The sequence below is a fragment of the Gordonia sp. LMA167 genome (genome assembly GCF_058130025.1).
This window is the reverse complement of record NZ_CM176708.1, coordinates 3,360,023-3,380,830: the sequence shown is the minus strand read 5'-3', so window position 1 is coordinate 3,380,830 and position 20,808 is coordinate 3,360,023. Positions and strand designations below refer to the sequence as shown.

Here is a 20,808-nt window from a genome sequence, read left to right as displayed (position 1 = left end):
TCGACACCGGGGGGCGGGGGCGGTGTCGCGGGTAGGCGGTTCTTGTCATCGGCGGCAGCAGTGCGGGCAGGTCGATGCCGCTGGATTGTGGTCGTTGAGGGTCCTGGACTCCTCCAGTGCGACGCGCGATGGCACACTGGATGAACACACCTGCCGCACAGTGGTTTTGGCGGCACGCGAGACTCGACTATGAGTCACCGTCGGCGTGAACGTGTCCCAATGATGACACACGAAAATGAGGGTTTCCTCATGTTCAAACCGTACCCGCGGGTATACCGACGGGTAACCCCGTGAGTAGTACAGGTGTTCACCGAGCGGGCTCGACGAGTGCCTGCCGTCGGTCCTGCTAGGGGCCGGTGTCCGAGCGCTCGATCGGGGGATCCGACCGTCCGAAACCGCCGTTACCAAATCGTTATGTGACCTGTTCCACTCCAGGTGACACGGCATGGCGACCCCCGCCGGCGCCCCTCGAAGGTGCGCGAAAAGTACCCTCTGTGGTCATGTCATCCTGCGTCTTCTGCGACATCGTGAATCAGACGTCGCCGTCCCGGACTGTTTACGCCGACGACGAGGTTGTCGCGTTCCTCGACATCCGCCCGGTGACCCGCGGCCACACCCTCGTGGTGCCGCGCGAGCACTCATCGGGTCTCGCCGACCTCGCACCCGACCTCGGCGGCCGCCTGTTCGCCGCCGGCCAACGCATCGCGGCGGCGATGAAGTCGAGCGCATTGCACGCCGACGGGGTCAACCTGGTCGTCAATGACGGCCGGGCGGCATTCCAGAGCGTGTTTCACACGCATCTGCATGTGGTGCCCCGCCACGACGGCGACAAACTCAGCTTCGCCAAGGGACTGGTCGTCCGAAGGGACCCGAACCCCGACGAGACGGCCGAGATCCTGCGTGCAGCGCTGCGGGCCGACCGCCGATGACCGGCCCCGACGAGCGCGGACCGATCGCGCTGCCCGCAGACGCGGTCGACGCGGTGCGGCGCGCCGACGTCGTGACGGTCTTCACCGGTGCCGGGATGTCGGCGGAGAGCGGCATCGCGACCTTTCGAGACGCCGAGAGCGGCCTGTGGGCCCGGTTCGATCCGGCCGAACTGGCAACCCCGGCCGCCTGGGCCGCGGACCCGGCTCTGGTCTGGGGTTGGTATCAATGGCGGGCCCGCACCGTCCGGCAGGCCGAGCCCAATCCGGGTCATCGGGCGTTGGCGGACCTCGACGGCGAGCGCGGGGTGATGGTGGTGACCCAGAACGTCGACGATCTGCACGAGCGAGCCGGCAGCACGGTCGTCAGCCACCTGCACGGCAGCCTGTTCGCACCGCGCTGCAGCTACTGTGAGCGCCCGTACGAGGGCATCGACGCCGACCCCGACGTTGCGGTTCATGAACTCCGGGTCGAGCCGCCTGCGTGCCCGTTCTGTCTGTCGCCGGTGCGTCCGGGTGTCGTCTGGTTCGGCGAAGGCCTGCGCGCCGATGCCTGGTCGAACGCCGAGAACGCCTTCGCGCTCGGCGACGTGATCATCGTCGTGGGCACCAGCGGGGTGGTCTACCCCGCCGCCTCCCTGCCCGAACGAGCACTCGAGCGGGGCATCGAGGTCATCGAGTTCAATCCGGAGCCGTCGGCTCTGAGCCACCAGGCCACCCACAGCATCCGAACCTCGGCCGCCGTCGGACTACCGGCACTGGTGGACGCCGTCCGGGCCGGCTGAGCGCCCGGCGCCGGACGTCACTCCCCCGCGGTGAGATCGATCGGCGTCCATCCGGGCGCGGGCGCCGACTCCGATGTCGGGCCGCTCACCGAACCCGGCTTCACGCCGCGACGGTCGAGCGCCTCCCAGAGGCCCTCGAGCGCGCGGTCCGGGTCGAGTTCGAACTCCGACTCCCGCACCCGCCAGAACTCCCACCCACACCGGCGCAGTTCGCGTTCCCGCTCCATGTCCGAGCGGGCCTGTTCGCCGGTGGTGCGGAAGGCGTCGCCATCGCACTCGACGGCCATCCGCGCATCCGATCCGGTCACGACGAGGTCGATGACCCGGTTGTTGACGGTCATCGCCGGCACCACGTAGTAGCCCCGATCAACCAGCCGATTGAACACTTGCTGCTCGAAGAGACTCGAGAACGGTTGTTGCCGTTCGGTGTTCGACACCTCGGCGGGCATCGGAGGCATCGTCGGCCCCTGGTTGGACTCCACGAACCCCAGCAGCGACCGACGCAGGTCGGTGACCTTGAGTTGATCGAGCCCGATCGAGTGCACCAACCACATCTGATCCATCGCCCTCGACGCCGCGACATTGATCCGGCGCTGCGATTCGGCACGAGTCAATGGGGCGATGGCGGACGGATCGGACACGACCATGGACAAGAACACGACGTGGCGTTCGTCGCCCTGGAAATCCGGGGGTGTCCCGACCCGGATTCGCCGCTCCCGCCAGTCCTCGTCGCTGAGGACCGCACGCAATTGCCGGGTGATCTCGTCGACCTGTCTGGTGCCCTGCAGGGCGATCACGCCGAAGTCCAGACCGTCATAGGCCGGATCGGCCAGGCAGCCGGTCAGTGCCTGCGTGACAGCGGCCGCCTCCGCCTCGTTCACCAGGGACGCACCCTGGCCCGATGCGTCACCGTCGGGCACCCACAGCGACCGCACCGGGGGTAACCGGTCGGCACCGAACTGGCGCACCGGGATCAAGGGTGCCCCCGAGTAGAACTGGCGAGATGAGAACTCGATGATCTCGGGCATCGACCGGAAGTGCTCGCGCAGCCTGATCAGGTGCCCGAACCGACTGCGCAACAACGAGAACAGGCTCGATCGCGGGGTCAGACTGTCGCGCAGGTAATTCGGCAGATCCGGGAGATGGCTGTCCAGTTTGGCGAACGCATCGTCGAGGGTGGTTCCCGACAGGTTGTTGGGTGCGCACTGACGGTCGTCACCCACCACGATGACCCGCGGGGCCAACCAGAGCAGGTAGGAACTCGTGATGTCGGCCTGACTCGCCTCGTCGACGATCACCACGTCGAAGGCATCGCGGCGCGGGTTCATCGTCTCGGCAACCTGATTGATCGACATGATCCACGCCGGCACCGCACCCTGAGCCTGCTCCATCGCGGCCCGCGCCGCGGTTCGGAAACGATTGGCGTGCTTGCCCGAGCCCTTGCCCAGGTTGATCATGTGATCCCGATACGACTGCAGCGCCTGGACCTCGGCGACGGTCATCCGCTGCAGGCAGGCCTGCCAGGCGTGGGCCGCCGTGAGTCGGACCGTGAGCTGGGCGATGTCGGCCTCGTGCTCGTCGAGTTCGGCGGCCAGACGCGATTCCAGCGTGGGATCGCTGCGGTCCTGCACCCATGCCTGGGCGCGCCGCCAGGACCACGCCGCCGTCACCTCCGGCAGCCGCACGTGCCATACCGGATCGTCGGCGGTGGAGCTCAACAACGCGAAGAACTCCGGCGCCTTGCTGCGCAACCGCAATGTCAGCAGGTCGAGCGCTGTCTGGGCCTGCAGCTCATCGCGCGCCGCATTCCAGCCGCGACGGGCCGATCTGATCGCTGCCGCGTCGGCACTGGCCAGTGCGGAGAGAAGGTCATCGCCCTCCGGAGACGGCCCCTGATCGATCTCCGCGGACAGACGATAGGCACACTCGGCGAGTTCGTGTTCGGCCAGCACCGCATCATTGGTCGCGGCGATGGCGCCCGCCTGCAGGGCGACGTCGGCGACAGCCGCCACACTGCGGGGTCGTGGCCCACCCGGACTGATCGCCTCGAGTTCGTGGACCAGCTGATCACGACCGGTCATCAGTTCGGATATCCAGGCGAGCTGATTGTCCAGCCGGACCAATGAGTTCAGCTGCGCGGACCGCGAACCCGAATTGTCGATCGGCACATGAAGATCCGCCAGCACGCGTTGGACCTTGGCGACGGCGTCGAGAACCGCGAGGTGATCGGCCACCAGCCGCAGGGATTGTTCGTCGGTCGGTTCACGTCCGTCGACACTCGCGCGGACCCCGGACTCCTCAACCGCACGTTGTTGCGGTGAACGCAGAACTCGGCCTCGCCATCGGCCGCCCTGCGCCAGATGGTCGGCCGCGGCGGCGAACATCGCATCGTCGCCGGGGCGGGCCCCCTCGACGACGACGACGTGGGCGCCGATGGCCCGATCCCGATCGGCCGCGTCGGCGATGACCCTCGACAGGCCGATCACCCGGGACCACAGGTGCGCGGCCTGCCCGTCGAGCAGACGGTCGGCCATGTCCACCTGCATGGGTGGGAAGCTCGCGACCTCGGCGGAGGCGATCGCGAGGCGTTCGCACACCTCCTTGATCCGCACCAGGCGCGGGCTGTCCACGCCGGACAGGATCGACAGCATCGATCCGCTGCCGATCATGGGTTCGCTGGGTCGTTGCGCGATGCGGGCGCAGATGCGGTCGAGGTCCGCGGGAGCCGGAAGGTAGCCGGCGAGCTCCGGAAGTCGTTGACCCAGTCGGGATTCCGCACCGACTGGCGCGTTCAGCAGCCCGACCAACCGATCGAATTCCTGGCCGTCCAGCGGTGGGGTGGCGCCGTCGAGGGGCCCGGGCAGCCACCCATATCGCGCCTCGTCGGCCTTGACCTGGCGCACCACCTCTGCGGCGGTGCCGCGGTAGTCCCCCGCCACCCACTCATGGACCTCGGTCTCCGACTCTCGTGCGGTCCACAGTTCGCGCAGCACGCGTTCGCGTTTACGCACCGCCTGCTCGCGTTTGTCGAGCAAATCGGTGATCTCGGCGGCCACGACACGCGGCTGGTGGCGCGACTTCCGTTCCGCGATCGCCTCGACACTGGACACGGTCGCGCCGAAATCGTCCTGGCCCACGTCCGCGATCGACACGGTCAGGTCCCGCAGTTCCGCGGGCAACATGTCGCGCAGGACATGCAACGCCTGGGCCTTCTCACTGGTCACCAGCACACGCTGCCCCTTGGCCAGCAACGCCGCGGTGAGGTTGGCGATCGTGTGCGTCTTGCCGGTACCGGGTGGGCCCTCCACCACCACACCGCTGTCCACGCCCAGTTGGGCGAGCACGTCGCGCTGTTCCACGTTGGCCGGTAGCGGATAGAGCGCGTCGTGGACCAACTCGTCCGGCGGCAGAGCACCCGATGCGGCGAGCGCGGCCACGCGCTCGGGCGCCTCGATGGGCGAGACCAGCTGGGCCAGACCGATGGGCACCTGTCCGGGCGACTCGCGCAACCCGGCCAGGATCGCGTCGTAGAAGTCGAGCGCCGCGGTGACCCCGCGTCGGCGCAACACCAGCGCCGGCCGCATCTCCAGCCACACGGAGACCACGTCGGCGTCGACGGTCACCTGTTCCAGCCATGCATCGATGAGGTCCCCGACGCGGCCGGCGACCGGGCTGGCGAGTTCGGTGAGTTTGCCACGCGCCTTCAGCGCACCGGAGACGTCGATTCCCTCGATGGCCGCCAGGAGGAACGCGTCGTGCACCATCGGCGTGGCACCGGCACTCAGGTCGATCCTGATCGATCCGGTCGCATCGTCGCGATCGGCTACCACCTGCTGGGTGATGAGGTGATCGCGCACCCGGATGTCGGCGTCGTCCTCGGCATCGGCGACGGTGACCAGGGCGTTGGCCAGCACCAGTTCGAGGGACTCCGGATTGTCGCGCAGCTCATCGAGCATCCGTGCGACCGCCGGCTGGGCCTCGGCGTCGGCGGCGATCTCGATCACCGTCTGGCCGGCCACCGCCGACGCACGGAATGGCATCGACGTCGCCTTGCCGACCCACTCGACGCCCGGATGCTGCTCGACATCGCTGACAGTCTCCGAGCGCGACCGTACGAGTTCTCGGAGAAAACCGAGCAGCCGGACGACCTGATCGTCCAGCTGGGTGTCGGTCTCCTCGGCCATCGCTGTTCGATCCCTCCTCCGTACGCCCATCCCGGCGTCGTCGGCTGGATTCACTGGCGTGGATATGTGCAGAACGCTACCAACCCGGGCCGCTCCGCGAGACTCGACTTACCGTCGGTACTCGGTGTTGATGGCTCGATATCCGCCGTCGACGTAACGCACATTCGTGTAGCCGAGACCGGCGATCTCCTCGGCGATGACGGGAGCCTGCGAGCTCACCGACACAACTGCGATCTCGGTGTCGGGATCGCGCACGACCGGGAACGTTCCCGACGGCGTGGGCATGAACCGATCGCGTACGTCCGTCGGGTCCACCACGAAGGCGCCGGGAATGCTTCCCTGATGGCGCATCACCTGCGGGCGGGCATCGACGAGGACTGCGTGTTCCTGCTCGCAGTGGGCTCGTGCATCGGCTGCTGTAATCCTATTCACCACTGACACTGGTGACTCACCGTTCCTGTTGTCATCGCGTTGTCGAATCCGAGGTCTGACGTCGACGTTTTGTCGAACGCCGGAGGGGCGGACCCACGGGCCCGCGAACCGATCGTCAGGTTGATCCCCCACCACAAAAGGTTACGGAATTATCTCGATCCGGCAAGTTTCGTACCACGGGTTTCGCAAGTCTCATCGAACTCCGAGGAAGTACTCAGCTTCTGCCTCGGCCGGCGACGCGTTGGGTGCCGCGCTTGCCCCAACCGTCCGAGCGCTTGCCATGCCCATCGCGGCCGGTGGACCCGCCGCGCTGGCCTTGCCCGCGCTTGGCGCCACCCCGTGTGCGCGGCGGCCCGTAGTCGCGTTTGATGTCGATCGGGGTCCGCCCGATCTTGGTGTTCCGAAGCGACGACAGGGTCTCGTTGTCCAGGTTCTCCGGTAGTTCGACCAGCGAGAAGTCATCACGGATGCTGATGTTGCCGAAGTCTCCCCGAGTCAGCCCGCCCTCATTGGCGATGGCGCCGACGATCGCACCCGGCGAGACCTTGTGTTTGCGACCCACGGCGATCCGATAGGTCGCGAATTGGCCGCCACCCGACCGCCGCGGTGCGCGCTCCCGACGTTCGGCCCGCTCTCCCTCCGGTGGGTCCGGGGCCATGAGGAAGCCCCCGTCCCGGGTTTCGAGGGCAAGCGCGGCGGCGATGTCGGCCATTGCGACGTCCTTGTCGCGGGCGTAGTTCTCGACCAGTTGGCGGAACATGTCCAGGTGATCGGAGCCGAGGTTCGCCGTGATGGAATCGGCGAACTTCGCGACGCGCTGCGCGTTGACGTCCTCGGCGCTGGGCAGCCCGATCTCGGTCAGCGTCGTCCGGTTCGCACGTTCGATGGACCGCAAAAGGTGCCGTTCGCGTGGAGAGACGAACAGCAGCGCGTTGCCCGACCGCCCGGCCCGCCCGGTCCTGCCGATGCGATGGACATAGGACTCCGTGTCGTGCGGGATGTCGAAGTTGACGACATGCGAGATGCGGTCGACGTCGAGACCACGGGCGGCCACATCGGTGGCCACGAGGATGTCGATGCCGCCGCTCTTGAGCTGGTTGATGGTGCGCTCGCGCTGCGCCTGCGCCATGTCGCCGTTGATGGCCACCGCGGAGAATCCACGGGAACGGAGTCGTTCGGCGAGTTCCTCGGTACCGGATTTGGTACGCACGAACACGATCATGGCGTCGAACGTCTCGACCTCGAGGAATCGGGTCAGCGCGTCGAGTTTGCGCTGGTGGGACACCTGGATATAGCGCTGGGTGATGTTCTGTGCGGTCGCGGTCTTCGATTTGACCGTGATCTCCTGCGGATCGTGCAGATACCGCTGGGCCAGGCGGCGGATGGCGCTGGGCATGGTGGCCGAGAACAAGGCGACCTGCTTGCTCTCGGGCGTCTCGGCGAGAATCCGTTCGACGTCCTCGGCGAATCCCATGGTGAGCATCTCGTCCGCCTCATCCAGGACGAGATGGTCGAGCTTGGAAATGTCGAGGGTGCCCTTGTCCAGGTGATCGATCACCCGCCCGGGCGTGCCGACGATGACATGGGCCCCGCGCCGGAGTCCGGCGAGCTGCACGCCATAACTCTGGCCGCCGTAGATCGGTAGGACCCGGATGCCGGGCAGATGGGAAGAATAGCGACCGAACGCCTCGGCGACCTGTAAGGCCAGCTCACGGGTCGGCGCGAGGACCAACGCCTGCGGGTGGCGCGCGGAGGCATCGAGGCGCGAGAGGATCGGGACCGCGAACGCAGCCGTCTTGCCGGTGCCGGTCTGCGCCAGCCCCACAACGTCTCGACCCGCCATGAGCGGAGGAATCGTCGCGGCCTGAATCGGAGACGGGGTTTCGTAACCGACATCGGAAATGGCTTGCCGGACCTCTGGCGCGATGTCGAGGTCGTCAAAAGTGATGTCGTGGCCGTCCTGTCGGTCGCCGGACTCGTCTCCCGCGTCACTCATGTGCGATCTGTCCTGTTCACCCGGCCAACTCTAATCGTCCGAGTCGTCCGGCGAGGAATCGTCGACAGACCCATACGTCGCCTGTGACCGGCGCTACGCACCATGGACACCGTTCTGTGATCACGAACACGGATACTGGTACCGTCAGTTTCACTCAACAGACAGCTGACCGCGTCGATCCGGGCACATCCGTGTCCGTTATGACCGATTATGTGCGCGTAGGGGAGCCCGCCATGCAGCAGTATTCCACGCCATCGAACCTCGCCATCGAGGACAAGGCGACCACCGTCGACAGCATTCTCCGCTACCGGGCCGAGCGCCCGACCATGCCGTTGCTGAAAAAGCGCTCCGGCAACCAGTGGATCAACGTGACCGCGAAACACTTCGCCGACGAGGTCGATGCGGTGGCCAAAGGGCTCATCGCCTCGAACATCAAGCCGGGTGACCGGGTCGCGATCCTGTCATCGACCCGCTTCGAGTGGACCGTTCTGGACTACGCGATCTGGCGCGCGGGCGCCACGACCGTCGCGATCTACGAGACCTCCGCACCCGACCAGGTGAAGTGGATTCTCGAGGATTCCGGCACGAAGATGCTGTTCGTCGAGTCACACGCCCACTACACCCGCCACATCGGGGTCATCGAGGAGGCACCGGAGCTCCGGGAAACTCTGATCATCGAGGACCATGCGCTGCCGTCGGTCACCAAGCGGGGCGCGAAGGTCGGCGCCGACGAGCTCGATACGCGCCATGCCAACGCGTTGTCGTCCGATGCCGCCACTCTGATCTACACCTCGGGCACCACGGGCAGGCCGAAGGGGGTCGTGCTCACCCACGCCAACTTCCTCGCCGAGTGTGCGGCCACCCGCGACGCCGTCGGCGCCGGCATGGTCGAGGGCAAGTCGACGCTGCTGTTCCTCCCGCTCGCGCACGTGTTTGCGCGTGTGGTCGCGGTCGGCTGCATCGAGAACGGCGTCATCCTGGGCCACACCAATGACATCCCGAATCTCGTCGAGGACCTCGGCCACTTCAAGCCGAATTATGTGTTGTCGGTTCCGCGTGTCTTCGAGAAGGTCTACAACTCGGCAAAGCAGAAGGCCTACGACGGCGGCAAGGGCGCCATCTTCGATCGCGCGGCCGACACGGCGATCGAGTACAGCACCGCGCTCGAGAACGGCGGTCCGGGCCTCGGCCTCAAGCTGAAGCACGCCCTGTTCGACCGGCTCGTCTATGGGAAGCTGCGTGCCGCTCTCGGCGGGCAGTGCGAGGGCGCGATCTCCGGAGGCGCCCCGCTCGGCGCCCGACTCGGTCACTTCTTCCGGGGGGCCGGCATCCCGGTTTACGAGGGCTACGGCCTGTCGGAGACGACCGCAGCGGTGACCGCCAACAACGAAGATCATCAGCGCGTGGGATCGGTCGGGCGACCGATCCCGGGCGTGACCGTCGCGATCGCCGACGATGGGGAGGTGCTTCTGCAAGGTCCGGTCGTCTTCGGCGGCTACTGGAAGAACGCGGCGGCATCGAGCGAGGCCATCGTCGATGGCTGGTTCCACACCGGCGACATCGGCCACCTCGATGACGGCTACCTGTTCATCACCGGACGCAAGAAGGAGCTCATCGTCACCGCCGGCGGCAAGAACGTGTCACCGGCCGCCCTGGAGGACACCATCCGGGCGCACCCGATGGTCAGTCAGTGCCTGGTGGTCGGAGACAACAAGCCGTTCATCGCCGCGCTCATCACTCTCGATGCCGAAGCAGTCCCCGGCTGGCTCGAGCGCCACCATCTGCGGGCCGACACCCCGATCGCCGACCTGACGCAGAACGAGACTCTGCTGGCCGAGATCGATGCCGCGGTCAAGGAAGCGAACACGAAGGTGTCCAATGCGGAGGCGATCAAGAAGTTCGCCATTCTGGAGGACGACTTCACCATCGAGTCCGGAGAGTTGACGCCGACGTTGAAGCTCAAGCGCAATGTGATCCACGACGCACAGAAGAAGGCCATCGCCGACCTCTACACCTGATCCCCCAGCGCATTTCAGCGCGACCCGACCGGATCACCGCCACGCTCGGTCTCCCATCCCGGGAGGCCGAGCGTTGTCGTTGCGCGGGAGGCTGCTCCGAATAGGGCGAAACGGGCGTCCTCGGTATGGTGGCTGCGATGAATCGAGATCTCGCCATCGACGCGACGCGGGGGCTCGCGATCTGGAGCATGATCTCGCTGCATTTCGCCGCCGGCACCCACATCGCCGCGCCGACGCACGCATTCCCCTATGTCGACGGGATGTCGGCGTTCGTGCTGCTCTCCGGACTGGTGCTCGGTCTGGTCTATCGGCGTTGGATCGAACGGGTCTCGCTGAGATACGGCTACTGGCGCCTGACGAAGCGACTCGCCGTCCTCTACCTGTGCCAGGTGACGATCTCTGTCGTCGCGGTCGGCGCGGCACTGGCGGGTCATCGCTGGCTGACCCTTCTCCCGACGGTCGATGGCTGGACCGACGGTCTGCGCCTGGCACTGGGTCTGCGCTACCTGCCGAGCGGCGGGAACATCCTGCTGCTCTACATGGCGATGATGGCGTCGGCCTACCTGCTCTTCCCCCTGCTGTCACGTGGGTTCTGGCGGTATGTGCTCGTCGGTTCGGTTGTGCTGTACGTGGTCTCCTTGGCCGTGTCGCCCGACTGGTTCTACCTCACCTCGTCGGCCGGCGGCGCACGAATACAGAACTGGGCCGGCTGGCAGGTCATGTTCATCCCGGCTGTCGTCGTCGGCTGGAGGTGGCGGGAGTGGGATGTCCCCGGCTTCATCGACCGCCGACTCCCCGCGATCGTCGCCGTCGCGCTTGCTGCCGCCCTGATCCTGCACTTCGGGGTCGACACCGGTCCGTGGGTTCGGTTCGAACCGACGCTCGCCGACAAAGTGGATTTCCGTCCCGCGCGGGCGATCGGCGCGTGGCTGGTGGTGCCGGCCGTCTATGGGGTCTTCCGACTGTTGCTACGAATGTGGCACCGCGACTGGTTGCGCCCACTCGTCATGACCGGCACCCGCAGTCTGGATTCGTATGTGCTGCAGGCGCTCGCGCTGGTCATCCTGCCCATCCACATCGCGCACCGACCGTGGAGCATGACGACCACCTTCTGCGTCGTCGTGCTCGTGTTCGGGCTCTGCTGGGCCTGGTCGGAGTTCCGCCAGGCATGCCACATCGACAAGTTGCATCGCATGCCGGCGATTCTCGCGAGCCGTCTCTCAGGGCGGCGGCGGGTCGCGGTGCCCGACACCGGGGCCCCGGGCGGCGGCGGTGGCACCGATCGCGAGGGCACCGCGCTGAGCGCCTCCTCCGCTCAGGTCGCCTCGTAGAGAATGCCGCGCCCGATAGCCTCTCGGACCACCGGCATCGCCGCCTCTGCCAGGGCGGCGTCGTCCACCCCATGGAATCCGGCAAGCAGTTCGATCAGCGCGCCGAGCGGCACCTCGCCCCGGCACCCTGCCAACAGTGCCCGCGACACCTCGTCCACCCCCAGCGTCGCGCCGGGTCCACCCGGTCGCCGCACCGTGGCCGACACCTGGTGCCAGCCTTCGGCTCCCGGTAAGGACTGTTCCTCGAGAAACACCGGCGCGGTGGACAGACGGGTCGCGAGCAGTTGCTCGTCGGAAGTTGTGCGCAGATAGTGACGCCGGGCCAGAAACGCCTCGACCTCCGGTCCGGTGAGCTCCTCCCCCGCACCGGTGATCTCCTCGATGACCTGGTCGGGTTCCCCCGGATCTCCCTCCGCCCTGCGCCGCAGTGTGATCGAACCCATGCCGATGCCGGCGATACCGTTCTCGTCGAACCACTCGAGCCACGTCGCGCCGCGGGCCGCCCCGGTGTCCGCGGACTCCCCCGCATCCGACAGCCAGAGCGAGATGTAGCTGACCGGGTCGGCGAGTTCACGCTGGACCACCCAGGCGTCGAGTCCCGTGCCGGCCAACCAGCCACGAACGCGGTCACGCCAGTCTGCTTCGATCGGCACGATCCAGTTGGCCAGGATCTGCGCTGTGCCACCGGGATTGAGATGTTCGGGGATCTGCCTGATCAGCTCGGCGCAGAGGGCGTCGGCCACCATACCCGAATCCCGGTAGATATAGTCCTGCCCACCGGTCCCGACGACGAACGGCGGGTTGGAGACGATCAGATCGAATCGCTCCCCGGCCACCGGCTCGAACAGGCTGCCCGCCCGCAGATCCCACCGCATGCCGTTGAGCCTCGCGGTGGCCCGGGCGAGGGCCAACGCCCGGTCGTTGGTGTCGGTGGCGACGATCTCGTCACAATGTGCGTCCAGATGCAGCGCCTGGATTCCACATCCCGTGCCGATGTCGAGTGCCCGACGCGCGGGTGAGCGGATCACCGCTCGCGCCAGCGACACCGAGGCCCCGCCGATACCCAGGACGTGATCACGCTCCACCGGTCCACTCCGCATCATCGCGTCCTGATCCGAGACGACGAGGTAGTCCCTGCGGTCATCCGCGTGCGGACGGATGTCCAGGACCGCGTGCACCTTCGAGTCGCCGCACCGGGTGATCACCCCGTTGTCGATCAGGGCGTCTGCCCCGGTCACAGGAAATGCCTGTGCCACCACGGATTCAGGTTCCTCGGAACCGAGCAGGAACAACCGGGTCATCGTCGCGAGCGAGGAAGCTGCATGCGGCACCCGACGGGTTGCCTGGAGCGCGGGCCACCAGATCCCCCGCCCGAGTGCATCGTTTGCCGACTCCCCCAGCAAATCCGCGACGCCATCGGCGGAGTAGCGCGCCGACCGCAGGTCAGCGCCGAGCGCATCGATGACCGCATCGTCGTGCAACGGATGACGGGTGCTCACCCGACCTTCCGATACTTTTTGTGCATGGCCTGTTTGGACACACCCAACAGCAGGCCGATCTCGGCCCACGACAGTCCGGCATGCCGGGCGCGACGCACCGCCACCTCCTCGGCGCGCGCGATGTCGCGGCGCCGAGCGGCGATGCGGGTCAACTCCTCGATCGGCGTCTCGCCGTCGTCGTTGTCGATTCCGGTTCTCATGACCCCAGGATGCCCCGACGGCAACCGAACGTCAACCTTGGTTGACGAGAGTTAAATGCCCCACAACTATGTTGTGCACAACTTAAATACGCTATGGTCGTAGACGTGACCTCGGTTCGACTCGATGACCAGCTCTGCTTCGCGCTCTACTCCGCTTCTCGCGCAGTGATCGCGGCGCAGCGGCCCGGTCTGCGCGAACTCGGGCTCACATATCCGCAGTACCTCGCCATGCTCGTGTTGTGGGAGGAAGACGAGATCACGGTCAGTCGGCTCTGCCGGCGACTCCAATTGGATTCGGGCACGGTGTCGCCGCTACTGCGGCGACTCGAAGCGCTGGGCTATCTCACTCGCAACCGTTCACATGACGATGAGAGGTCGGTCACCGTCGCACTAACCCCGGAAGGCGTCGCGTTGGGCGCCAGAGCTGATTGCGTCTACGACTCGCTCGTCTCAGCGATAGCCGAGGCGGCCGAAGAGGATTCCGACACAGACGCTCCGTTCGATCCCGAGGCGCTGATCAACCTCCGCACCACCCTGCACGAACTCACCGACGAGTTGCGCCGACATCTCGACGCAGCCGGCCCCACGAAAGGAAGCACTGCATGAAAGCGCTGTACACCGCCGAGGCCCTGGCCACCGGAGACGGACGCAACGGACATGCCCGCACCTCCGACGGCAAGATCGACCTCGATCTCGACATGCCCAAGGAACTCGGCGGATCGGGCGTGGGCACCAACCCCGAACAGCTTTTCGCCGCCGGTTACGCCGCATGCTTCCACAGCGCCCTGCGTCTCGTCGCCGGTCAGGCCGGCGCCGACGTGACCGATTCGGCCGTCGGCGCCCGGGTTTCACTCGGCACCAACGACTCCGGCGGTTTCGGGCTCGCTGTGGAACTCGAGGTGACGCTGCCGGCGGTCGATGAGGCCACCGCGAAGTCACTGGTCGACAAGGCGCACGAGGTCTGCCCGTACTCGAACGCCACGCGTGGCAACATCGATGTCAATCTCACGCTGGCAGAGGACTGATCTCGCTCCCGAGAGGACACCATGAACTCCCCTTTGTCGACAAAGGTGGCGTCGTCGCAATCGCGCTCTCGCCGTATCGCCCGCCTGGCACTCGGTGGCATCCTGACCACCGCGGGTATCGGTCACATGACCTTTCAGCGCAAGGAGTTCCAGGCGCAGGTGCCTGACTTCGTGCCACTCGACCCCGATCTGACCGTGCTGGCATCGGGTGTGGCCGAGGTCGGCCTGGGTCTCGGACTGATCGGACTGCCGAGGCAACGTCGGGCGGTCGGCGCGATCGTCGCGGCCTTCTTCGTCGCCGTCTTTCCCGGCAATATCCATCAGTACCGCAACCGGGTCGATGCTTTCGGCCTCGACACCGATCGCAAACGGTTCATCCGACTGTTCGGCCAGCCCGCACTGGTGGCGGCAGCCTGGTACGCCCGCGGCTGAAGGCCCGATCCGATTGCGGCGCCCCGCTGGACCTCAGCGGGGCGCCGCAGTCGTCCGCCGGACCACCAGGCCGGGGGTATGCCGATAGATACGCTGTGGCGCAGTCAGTCGGTCCATCCGCTGGATCAGGAACTTTGCCGCCTGCGCGCCCACGGTGAAGTTCCCGTTGTCGATCGATGTCAGTGAGATGTGGCGCAAGCCGGCCAGTTGCGTGTCGTCGTAACCGATGAGGGCCAGGTCCCCCGGAACCGCCAGACCTCGGTCGTCGGCCGCCGACATCGCCCCCAGACATGTCATGTCGTTGAATCCGAAGATCGCGGTGGGCGGCGTGGCGGAGTCGAGAAGCCGTGCCGCGGCCGCGTAGCCGCCGTCCTCGGTCATCCCGCCGTACTCGACCCCGACGACGTCGACATCCACACCCGACTCGGCCACGGTCTGCTCGAAACCCTGTCGGCGCAGGGTCCCCACGAGCCCGGGCCCCTGGATGTGTCCCAGCCTGCGGTGCCCGAGTGTCAGCAGGTGCTCGGTCGCCATGCGCGCACCAGCCAGATCGTCATCGACCGAGATGTCCACCGTCGGGAGGTCCGGTTCCAGGGTGCCGGCCAACACCACCGGCACCGACTGCGCCGCCCGATCGACCGCCACCCGCGCGTCGGTCGTCCCCACCACGACGAGTCCGTCAACCTGCCGCGACAGTAGTGTTTCGACGGTGTCTCGACCCACCCGATGATCGAGACGGCTGTCCACCAGAATCGGGGCGATGTCGACCGCATCGAACGAAGTGGCCAATCCCTCGAGAAGGCTGACGTACCAGGGGTTTCGCAAGTCGTTGATCACGACACCGACGGTCCCGCTGCGTGCCTCCGACAGCCCACGCGCGATCGTGTTCGGCCGATAGCCCAACTCGTCCATCGCCTGTCGCACCCGGGTGCGACGCTCCTCACTCACGTTCGGCTCGTCGCGCAACACCCGGGAAACCACCGACTTGGACACCCCCGCGTGAGCGGCCACGTCCCGGATCGTCGCCGGCCGGCGCGCGAACACGGATGTCGGCACCGCATCCGTCTCCGCATTGCTCTCACTCATCATGGGCCATCCTATTGCTCTCGTGATCTACACCACGTAGTGTAGCTGGGACCGGTCCCAGATTGTCCCACATTTAGTCGACCCCCTCGCACAACGTGAGGTCACCCAACAGAAGGAGCGCATCCGGATGGTCCGCATGGCGTTGATCGGCGCAGCTTCATCGGCTCGGTACACGCCGAGAACCTCACTGCCCACCCTGACGTCGAGTTCGTCGGTATCTATGACGTCGACCGCACACGGTCGGCAGACCTGGCCGGCCGTCAGTCCACTCGGGCAATCGATCTCGACACCGCCTTCGACACGTCTGTGGTGGACGCGGTGTTGATCGCGTCCTCCACCGACACCCATTCCGAGCACCTTCGACGGGCCTCGACCGCAGGCCTCGCCGTGCTGTGCGAGAAGCCGATCGATCTCGACCTCGACCACGCGACCGACGTCGTGACCGAGGTCGGGACCTCCGGCCGTCCGATGATGGTTGACTTCAACCGGCGCTTCGACCGCGACTACGCCGAGATCCATCGCGCGGCCCACTCCGGCGAGATCGGCACCGTCGAACTGGTGCAGATGACCACCCGAGGACCTGCGCTCCCCCCGCTGGAATACGTCGCCGTCTCCGGCGGTCAGATGCGTGACCAGACCGTTCACTTCTTCGATCTCGCCCGTTGGATCACCGGGGAGGACCCGGAATCGGTCTTTGCCGCCGGCTCGGTCTTCACCGATCCCCGGATGACCGAACTCGGCGACGTCGACACATCTGTGGTGACACTGCGGATGCCCAGTGGCGCACTGGTGCAGATCGACAGCGCCCGCCGAATCGGCTACGGCTACGACGAGCGCATCGAGGTCCTCGGCTCCGACGGTCTCGTCGAGGCAGGTCGACAGCGCGTCGGATCGGTCACGCGCTACCAGTCGGGCCGTGTCGTTCTCGACGGCATGCACGCCGGTTGGTTCGAGCGGGTCGCCCCCACTTATCGCAGCGCGCTGAACCACTTCGTCGCCGCCGTCGACTCCGGTGCACCCATCGGACCCACTCTGCCCGAGGCGCTCAAAGCGCAGGCCATCGCCGAGGCGGCCACCCGATCACTGAGATCCGGCGAACTCGAACCCATCACCTACCCGGCGCTTTCCGCCGTCAGCTGAATCACGAAGGGACACATCAATGAGCAACATCATCGTCGGATCCGCACCCGACTCGTGGGGAGTCTGGTTCTCCGAAGACCCCCAGCAGACCCCGTACACCCGCTTCCTCGACGAGGTCGCCGCATCCGGCTACGAGTGGATCGAGTTGGGCCCCTACGGCTATCTGCCCACCGACCCGAAGCAGCTCCTCGACGAACTCGGCGAGCGTGGCCTGAAGTTGTCCGCGGGCACCGTCTTCGAGCACCTCCACCAGGAGAACTCGTGGGATGCCGTGTGGACGCAGATCGAGGACGTCGCCAAACTCACGGCCGCGGCCGGCGGCAAACACGTCGTCGTCATCCCGGAGATGTGGCGCGACCCCGCCACCGGTGACGTACTCGAGGACCGCGACCTCACCGTCGACCAGTGGCTGGCCAAAACCCGCGGCATGAACGAGCTCGGCAAGGCCATGTTCGAGAAGTACGGTGTGCGTGCGCAATACCATCCGCATGCCGACAGCCACGTGGACACCGAAGAGAACATCTACCGGTTCCTGGAGAACACCGACGGCGAGTTCGTGAACCTCTGCCTGGACACCGGCCACGTCAGCTATTGCGGCGGAGACAATCTCGCGATCATCACCAAGCACCCGGAGCGCATCGGCTATCTGCACCTCAAGCAGGTCGATGAGGCCGTGCGCGCCAAGGTCGCCGCCGACGACCTGCCGTTCGGCGAGGCAGTACGTCTGGGCGCGATGACAGAGCCGCCACGCGGCATCCCGGAGATGCCGCCGCTGCTCGACGCCGTCGCCGACCTCGGGATCGACATCTTCGCCATCGTCGAGCAGGACATGTACCCGTGCTCCCCCGACGCACCCCTGCCCATCGCTCAGCGCACCCAGCAGTACCTGGGTTCGTGCGGCGTGTCGGCGGTCCGCTTCCGCTGATCGGCACACCCCGACCCCTGAGTCACGAAGCGCCGCATCACCCCCCGGTCCGTGGGGAACGAAGCGCCTCACCACCCCCGGTCCGTGGGGAACGAAGCGCCTCACCACCCCCGGTCCGTGGGGACAAGGCGCCGCATCACCCCCGGCCGTGGGGACCAGGCGCCGCATCACCCCCGGTCCCTGAGGAACGAGGCGCCGCATCACCCCCGGCCGTGGGGACCAGGCGCCGCATCACCCCCGGTCCCTGAGGAACGAGGCGCTAGCCGAGTGTCACGAAGGGCCCACCACCAACCGCCCCCTTGAGTCACGAAGCGCCACACCACCCCCGGCCCCTGAAGAACGAGGCGCCCGCCGAGTGTCACGAAGGGCCGTCTCACCGAGGAGAACCACCATGAAGGTCGCCCTGGACCCCACACCGTTTCATCACAGTCACTCGCTGCTCGAATTGCCCGGTGTCGTAGCCGATCTCGGGTACGAGTACCTACAATTGACGCCTCACGCGGACATGATCCCGTTCTTCAATCATCCCAAGGCCGACGACGCTCTGGTGGCGAAGTTCCGGAAAGCGTGCGATGCCGCGGGTGTCGGGATCGCATCCGTACTGCCAGTGCTGCGGTGGTCCGGCCCCGACGAGGACGCCCGCGAAGCCGCGATCCGCTACTGGAAGCGCGCCATCCAGATCACCGTCGATCTCGGCGTGAACGTGATGAACACCGAGTTCTCGGGACGGCCGGAGAAGCCGGAGGAATCCGAGCGCGCCTTCTACCGGTCGATGGAGGAGCTCGTCCCGATCATCGAGCGCGAGGGCATCGATGTGCGGATCGATCCCCACCCCGACGACTTCGTCGAGGACGGCCTCGCCGCAATCCGGGTCATCCGCGGTATCAACTCGAAGAACTTCGGGCTCGTCTACGTCGCCTGCCACAGCTTCCACATGGGTGGCAACATGCGCGAGATCATGACAACCGCAGGAGACATGCTCCGGCTGGTGCACGTTGCCGACACCATGGATCACCATGCCTCGCATGGTCTTCGCTACATCACCAACCCGCCCGGCAATGCCGTCCGCGTGCACCAACACCTCAAGATCGGCGACGGCGACGTCAACTGGGACGAGTTCTTCAGCACTCTCGGCGAGATCGGTTTCTACGACCGCGACGACTCGGTCATGGTGTCCAGCGTGTTCGCGGAGAACGAGAACGCACACGAGGTCTCCCGGTACCAATTGGCGACGATGACCGACTATGTCAACAAGTACCGGGGCTGACTTGATCAGGCATCTACCCTCACCACGCACCCTCGATCCGACGACCGCACCTGTGCTGCGTTGGGGCATCATGGGCCCGGGGTGGATCGCCGAGCGCTTCGTCGGCGCACTGCACAAGCACACCTACCAGCAGGTGACGGCGGTCGGGTCGCGTTCCACAGAGCGCGCCGAGACGTTTGCCCGGCGTATGACAGTCCCCATTGCGCACGGCAGTTACGAGTCACTTCTCGCCGATCCGGATGTGGACATCGTCTACGTCGCCACCCCGCATCCGCAGCATCATCGGTGTGCACTCAATGCGATCGCCGCAGGCAAGCACGTCCTCGTCGAGAAGCCTGCGGGCATCAACGCGATGCAGGCGCGAGACGTGTTCACTGCGGCACGAGCCTCCGGGGTCTTCGCCGGCGAAGCGATGTGGACCCGGTTCCTGCCCAAGTTCGACGTACTCCGACAGATCCTCGACGACGGTGTGCTGGGCACCCTGCACACCGTCGCCGCAGATCACGGGGAACACTTCACCACCGATCACCGGATCTACGATCCGGCCCTGGCCGGCGGGCCTATGCTCGATCTCGGGACCTACCCTGTGGCGTTCGCGCGATGGGCTCTCGGTGAGGTCGGGTCTGTCTCGGCGATCGGTCGCCCCGCCAATGACGATCTCAACGGTCAGATCTCGGCGACGCTGCAGCATCTGAACGGCGGTCAGTCCCTCGTGAACACGACGATCCTGGCCAACACGCCGACGACCGCGTTCATCGCGGGTGAAGACGCCTATCTGGATCTTCCGGGGCCGTTCTACCAACCGGGACCGTTCCGGCTCGTCGGCCGAGACGGTACACAGCTCGTGCACGAAGAAGAGACCGCCGCACACGAGGACGGCCTGCACTTCTCCGCCGCGGATGCAGCGCGGCGCATTGCTGACGGAGCGGTGGATTCCGAGATCCACCCGTCCGCCGATGTGATTGCCACGCTCGAGATCATGGACCGGATTCGGGCGGAGATCGGAATCGTGTTCGACGGGGAGTGATCCGCGCGAATAGTCCCGAGACGCGAGTGAGATTGCGATACCCGTTGCAGCCGAGTGTGTTCTCCATCGGTTTCGCAACCGAGATACGGAGCGCCGGCGGAGCCAACCCCTGATGCCGGAGGCGGTCCGGAGCGCCGGCGGAGCCAACCACCGGTGTCTGAGGAGGTCCGGAGCGCCAGCGGAGGACCGTCGCGAAGGCCCGCCCTTCGTGACGCATCGCTCGTTCCTCGCGAGGCTCCTCAGGGACCGGTCGGCGACGCATCGCTCGTTCCTCGCGAGGCTCCTCAGGGACCGGTCGGCGACGCATCGCTCGTTCCTCGCGAGGCTCCTCAGGGACCGGTCGGCGACGCATCGCTCGTTCCTCGCGAGAGTTCTCAGGGACCGGTGGGCCGACACGCCATCGGAGCGAGAAGAACCTTATACCAACCGATCCCGGAGGAGGTCCCGAACACTAGCGGAGCCAACCACCGATGCCTGAGGAGGTCCGGAGTGCCAGCGGAGGACCGTCACGAAGGCCCGCCCTTCGTGACGCATC

17 protein-coding genes are annotated in these 20,808 nt (G+C 66.5%); 11 read left to right on the top strand and 6 right to left on the bottom strand.

The genetic code is table 11. The features are described 5' to 3' along the window. Positions 1 to 500: 500 nt before the first annotated feature. Both ACVT6V_RS15250 and ACVT6V_RS15245 read left to right on the top strand, forming a co-directional pair. Positions 501 to 929: an HIT family protein gene (locus ACVT6V_RS15250; RefSeq protein WP_489900625.1), complete on the top strand. Its 429-nt coding sequence runs from the start codon at positions 501 to 503 to the stop codon at positions 927 to 929. After that, positions 926 to 1,711 (top strand): SIR2 family NAD-dependent protein deacylase, encoded by a 786-nt coding sequence (locus tag ACVT6V_RS15245; protein ID WP_489900624.1) that lies wholly within the window; start codon positions 926 to 928, stop codon positions 1,709 to 1,711. Before ACVT6V_RS15250 ends, ACVT6V_RS15245 begins: the two co-directional genes overlap by 4 nt. Before the next feature lie 17 nt (positions 1,712 to 1,728). Here ACVT6V_RS15245 and ACVT6V_RS15240 read toward each other — a convergent pair whose 3' ends face one another. The 3 genes from ACVT6V_RS15240 to ACVT6V_RS15230 form a co-directional block, all read right to left on the bottom strand. Continuing rightward, entirely contained in the window at positions 1,729 to 5,895 is a 4,167-nt protein-coding gene (locus ACVT6V_RS15240; RefSeq protein ID WP_489900622.1) for an AAA domain-containing protein, read from the bottom strand. Between the two features lie 108 nt (positions 5,896 to 6,003). After that, complete coding sequence (locus tag ACVT6V_RS15235) at positions 6,004 to 6,336, bottom strand: rhodanese-like domain-containing protein (protein WP_489900621.1); 333 nt, start codon at positions 6,334 to 6,336, stop codon at positions 6,004 to 6,006. A gap of 205 nt (positions 6,337 to 6,541) precedes the next feature. Beyond that, positions 6,542 to 8,323 carry a DEAD/DEAH box helicase gene (locus ACVT6V_RS15230; protein ID WP_489900620.1) on the bottom strand — a complete coding sequence of 594 codons (1,782 nt, stop codon included), beginning with the start codon at positions 8,321 to 8,323 and terminating at the stop codon, positions 6,542 to 6,544. A 233-nt stretch (positions 8,324 to 8,556) separates the two neighbouring features. Between ACVT6V_RS15230 and ACVT6V_RS15225 the strand changes: the two genes are divergently transcribed. Together ACVT6V_RS15225 and opgC are read left to right on the top strand one after the other, a co-directional pair. Further along, a complete protein-coding gene (locus tag ACVT6V_RS15225; RefSeq protein ID WP_489900619.1) occupies positions 8,557 to 10,341 on the top strand; it encodes an AMP-dependent synthetase/ligase in 1,785 nt (594 codons plus the stop codon). Between the two features lie 137 nt (positions 10,342 to 10,478). Beyond that, positions 10,479 to 11,672 (top strand): OpgC domain-containing protein, encoded by a 1,194-nt coding sequence (gene opgC, locus ACVT6V_RS15220; protein ID WP_489900618.1) that lies wholly within the window; start codon positions 10,479 to 10,481, stop codon positions 11,670 to 11,672. Here the strand turns inward: opgC and ACVT6V_RS15215 are convergent. After that, positions 11,657 to 13,171, bottom strand: a complete 1,515-nt coding sequence (locus tag ACVT6V_RS15215) for a DUF7782 domain-containing protein (protein ID WP_489900617.1) — start codon at positions 13,169 to 13,171, stop codon at positions 11,657 to 11,659. The two genes, opgC and ACVT6V_RS15215, sit on opposite strands and share 16 nt — an antisense overlap. Further along, the gene (locus ACVT6V_RS15210) at positions 13,168 to 13,371 is read right to left on the bottom strand and encodes a hypothetical protein (protein WP_489900615.1); all 204 of its coding nucleotides are present in this window, start codon (positions 13,369 to 13,371) and stop codon (positions 13,168 to 13,170) included. Before ACVT6V_RS15210 ends, ACVT6V_RS15215 begins: the two co-directional genes overlap by 4 nt. Before the next feature lie 105 nt (positions 13,372 to 13,476). Here ACVT6V_RS15210 and ACVT6V_RS15205 point away from each other — a divergent pair, with 105 nt between their 5' ends. The 3 genes from ACVT6V_RS15205 to ACVT6V_RS15195 are packed head-to-tail and all read left to right on the top strand — an operon-like array spanning position 13,477 to position 14,828. Further along, positions 13,477 to 13,977 carry a MarR family winged helix-turn-helix transcriptional regulator gene (locus ACVT6V_RS15205; protein ID WP_489900614.1) on the top strand — a complete coding sequence of 167 codons (501 nt, stop codon included), beginning with the start codon at positions 13,477 to 13,479 and terminating at the stop codon, positions 13,975 to 13,977. Next, positions 13,974 to 14,396 carry an organic hydroperoxide resistance protein gene (locus tag ACVT6V_RS15200; RefSeq protein WP_489900613.1) on the top strand — a complete coding sequence of 141 codons (423 nt, stop codon included), beginning with the start codon at positions 13,974 to 13,976 and terminating at the stop codon, positions 14,394 to 14,396. Before ACVT6V_RS15205 ends, ACVT6V_RS15200 begins: the two co-directional genes overlap by 4 nt. Before the next feature lie 21 nt (positions 14,397 to 14,417). Beyond that, positions 14,418 to 14,828, top strand: coding sequence for a DoxX family protein (locus ACVT6V_RS15195; RefSeq protein ID WP_489900612.1), 411 nt, complete (start codon positions 14,418 to 14,420; stop codon positions 14,826 to 14,828). 33 nt (positions 14,829 to 14,861) lie between these two features. Here the strand turns inward: ACVT6V_RS15195 and ACVT6V_RS15190 are convergent, their stop codons facing one another. Beyond that, positions 14,862 to 15,914: a LacI family DNA-binding transcriptional regulator gene (locus tag ACVT6V_RS15190; protein ID WP_489900611.1), complete on the bottom strand. Its 1,053-nt coding sequence runs from the start codon at positions 15,912 to 15,914 to the stop codon at positions 14,862 to 14,864. Between the two features lie 159 nt (positions 15,915 to 16,073). Here ACVT6V_RS15190 and ACVT6V_RS15185 point away from each other — a divergent pair, with 159 nt between their 5' ends. The 4 genes from ACVT6V_RS15185 (at position 16,074) to ACVT6V_RS15170 (ending at position 20,273) form a co-directional block, all read left to right on the top strand. Next, positions 16,074 to 17,054 (top strand): Gfo/Idh/MocA family protein, encoded by a 981-nt coding sequence (locus ACVT6V_RS15185; protein ID WP_489900827.1) that lies wholly within the window; start codon positions 16,074 to 16,076, stop codon positions 17,052 to 17,054. Between the two features lie 19 nt (positions 17,055 to 17,073). Beyond that, a complete protein-coding gene (locus ACVT6V_RS15180; RefSeq protein ID WP_489900610.1) occupies positions 17,074 to 17,979 on the top strand; it encodes a sugar phosphate isomerase/epimerase family protein in 906 nt (301 codons plus the stop codon). Between the two features lie 391 nt (positions 17,980 to 18,370). Then, positions 18,371 to 19,246: a sugar phosphate isomerase/epimerase family protein gene (locus tag ACVT6V_RS15175; protein WP_489900609.1), complete on the top strand. Its 876-nt coding sequence runs from the start codon at positions 18,371 to 18,373 to the stop codon at positions 19,244 to 19,246. A 1-nt stretch (position 19,247) separates the two neighbouring features. Next, positions 19,248 to 20,273: a Gfo/Idh/MocA family protein gene (locus ACVT6V_RS15170; protein WP_489900608.1), complete on the top strand. Its 1,026-nt coding sequence runs from the start codon at positions 19,248 to 19,250 to the stop codon at positions 20,271 to 20,273. The last annotated feature ends 535 nt before the right edge of the window (positions 20,274 to 20,808 follow it).

Excerpts from the sequence above, each read along its gene's own strand:
- opgC (WP_489900618.1), top strand. The coding sequence starts at position 10,479 with ATGAATCGAGATCTCGCCATCGACGCGACGCGGGGGCTCGCGATCTGG.
- ACVT6V_RS15180 (WP_489900610.1), top strand. The coding sequence starts at position 17,074 with ATGAGCAACATCATCGTCGGATCCGCACCCGACTCGTGGGGAGTCTGG.
- ACVT6V_RS15175 (WP_489900609.1), top strand. The coding sequence starts at position 18,371 with ATGAAGGTCGCCCTGGACCCCACACCGTTTCATCACAGTCACTCGCTG.
- ACVT6V_RS15225 (WP_489900619.1), top strand. The coding sequence starts at position 8,557 with ATGCAGCAGTATTCCACGCCATCGAACCTCGCCATCGAGGACAAGGCG.
- ACVT6V_RS15195 (WP_489900612.1), top strand. The coding sequence starts at position 14,418 with ATGAACTCCCCTTTGTCGACAAAGGTGGCGTCGTCGCAATCGCGCTCT.
- ACVT6V_RS15245 (WP_489900624.1), top strand. The coding sequence starts at position 926 with ATGACCGGCCCCGACGAGCGCGGACCGATCGCGCTGCCCGCAGACGCG.
- ACVT6V_RS15240 (WP_489900622.1), bottom strand. The coding sequence starts at position 5,895 with ATGGCCGAGGAGACCGACACCCAGCTGGACGATCAGGTCGTCCGGCTG.
- ACVT6V_RS15210 (WP_489900615.1), bottom strand. The coding sequence starts at position 13,371 with ATGAGAACCGGAATCGACAACGACGACGGCGAGACGCCGATCGAGGAG.
- ACVT6V_RS15200 (WP_489900613.1), top strand. The coding sequence starts at position 13,974 with ATGAAAGCGCTGTACACCGCCGAGGCCCTGGCCACCGGAGACGGACGC.
- ACVT6V_RS15230 (WP_489900620.1), bottom strand. The coding sequence starts at position 8,323 with ATGAGTGACGCGGGAGACGAGTCCGGCGACCGACAGGACGGCCACGAC.
- ACVT6V_RS15250 (WP_489900625.1), top strand. The coding sequence starts at position 501 with ATGTCATCCTGCGTCTTCTGCGACATCGTGAATCAGACGTCGCCGTCC.
- ACVT6V_RS15190 (WP_489900611.1), bottom strand. The coding sequence starts at position 15,914 with ATGAGTGAGAGCAATGCGGAGACGGATGCGGTGCCGACATCCGTGTTC.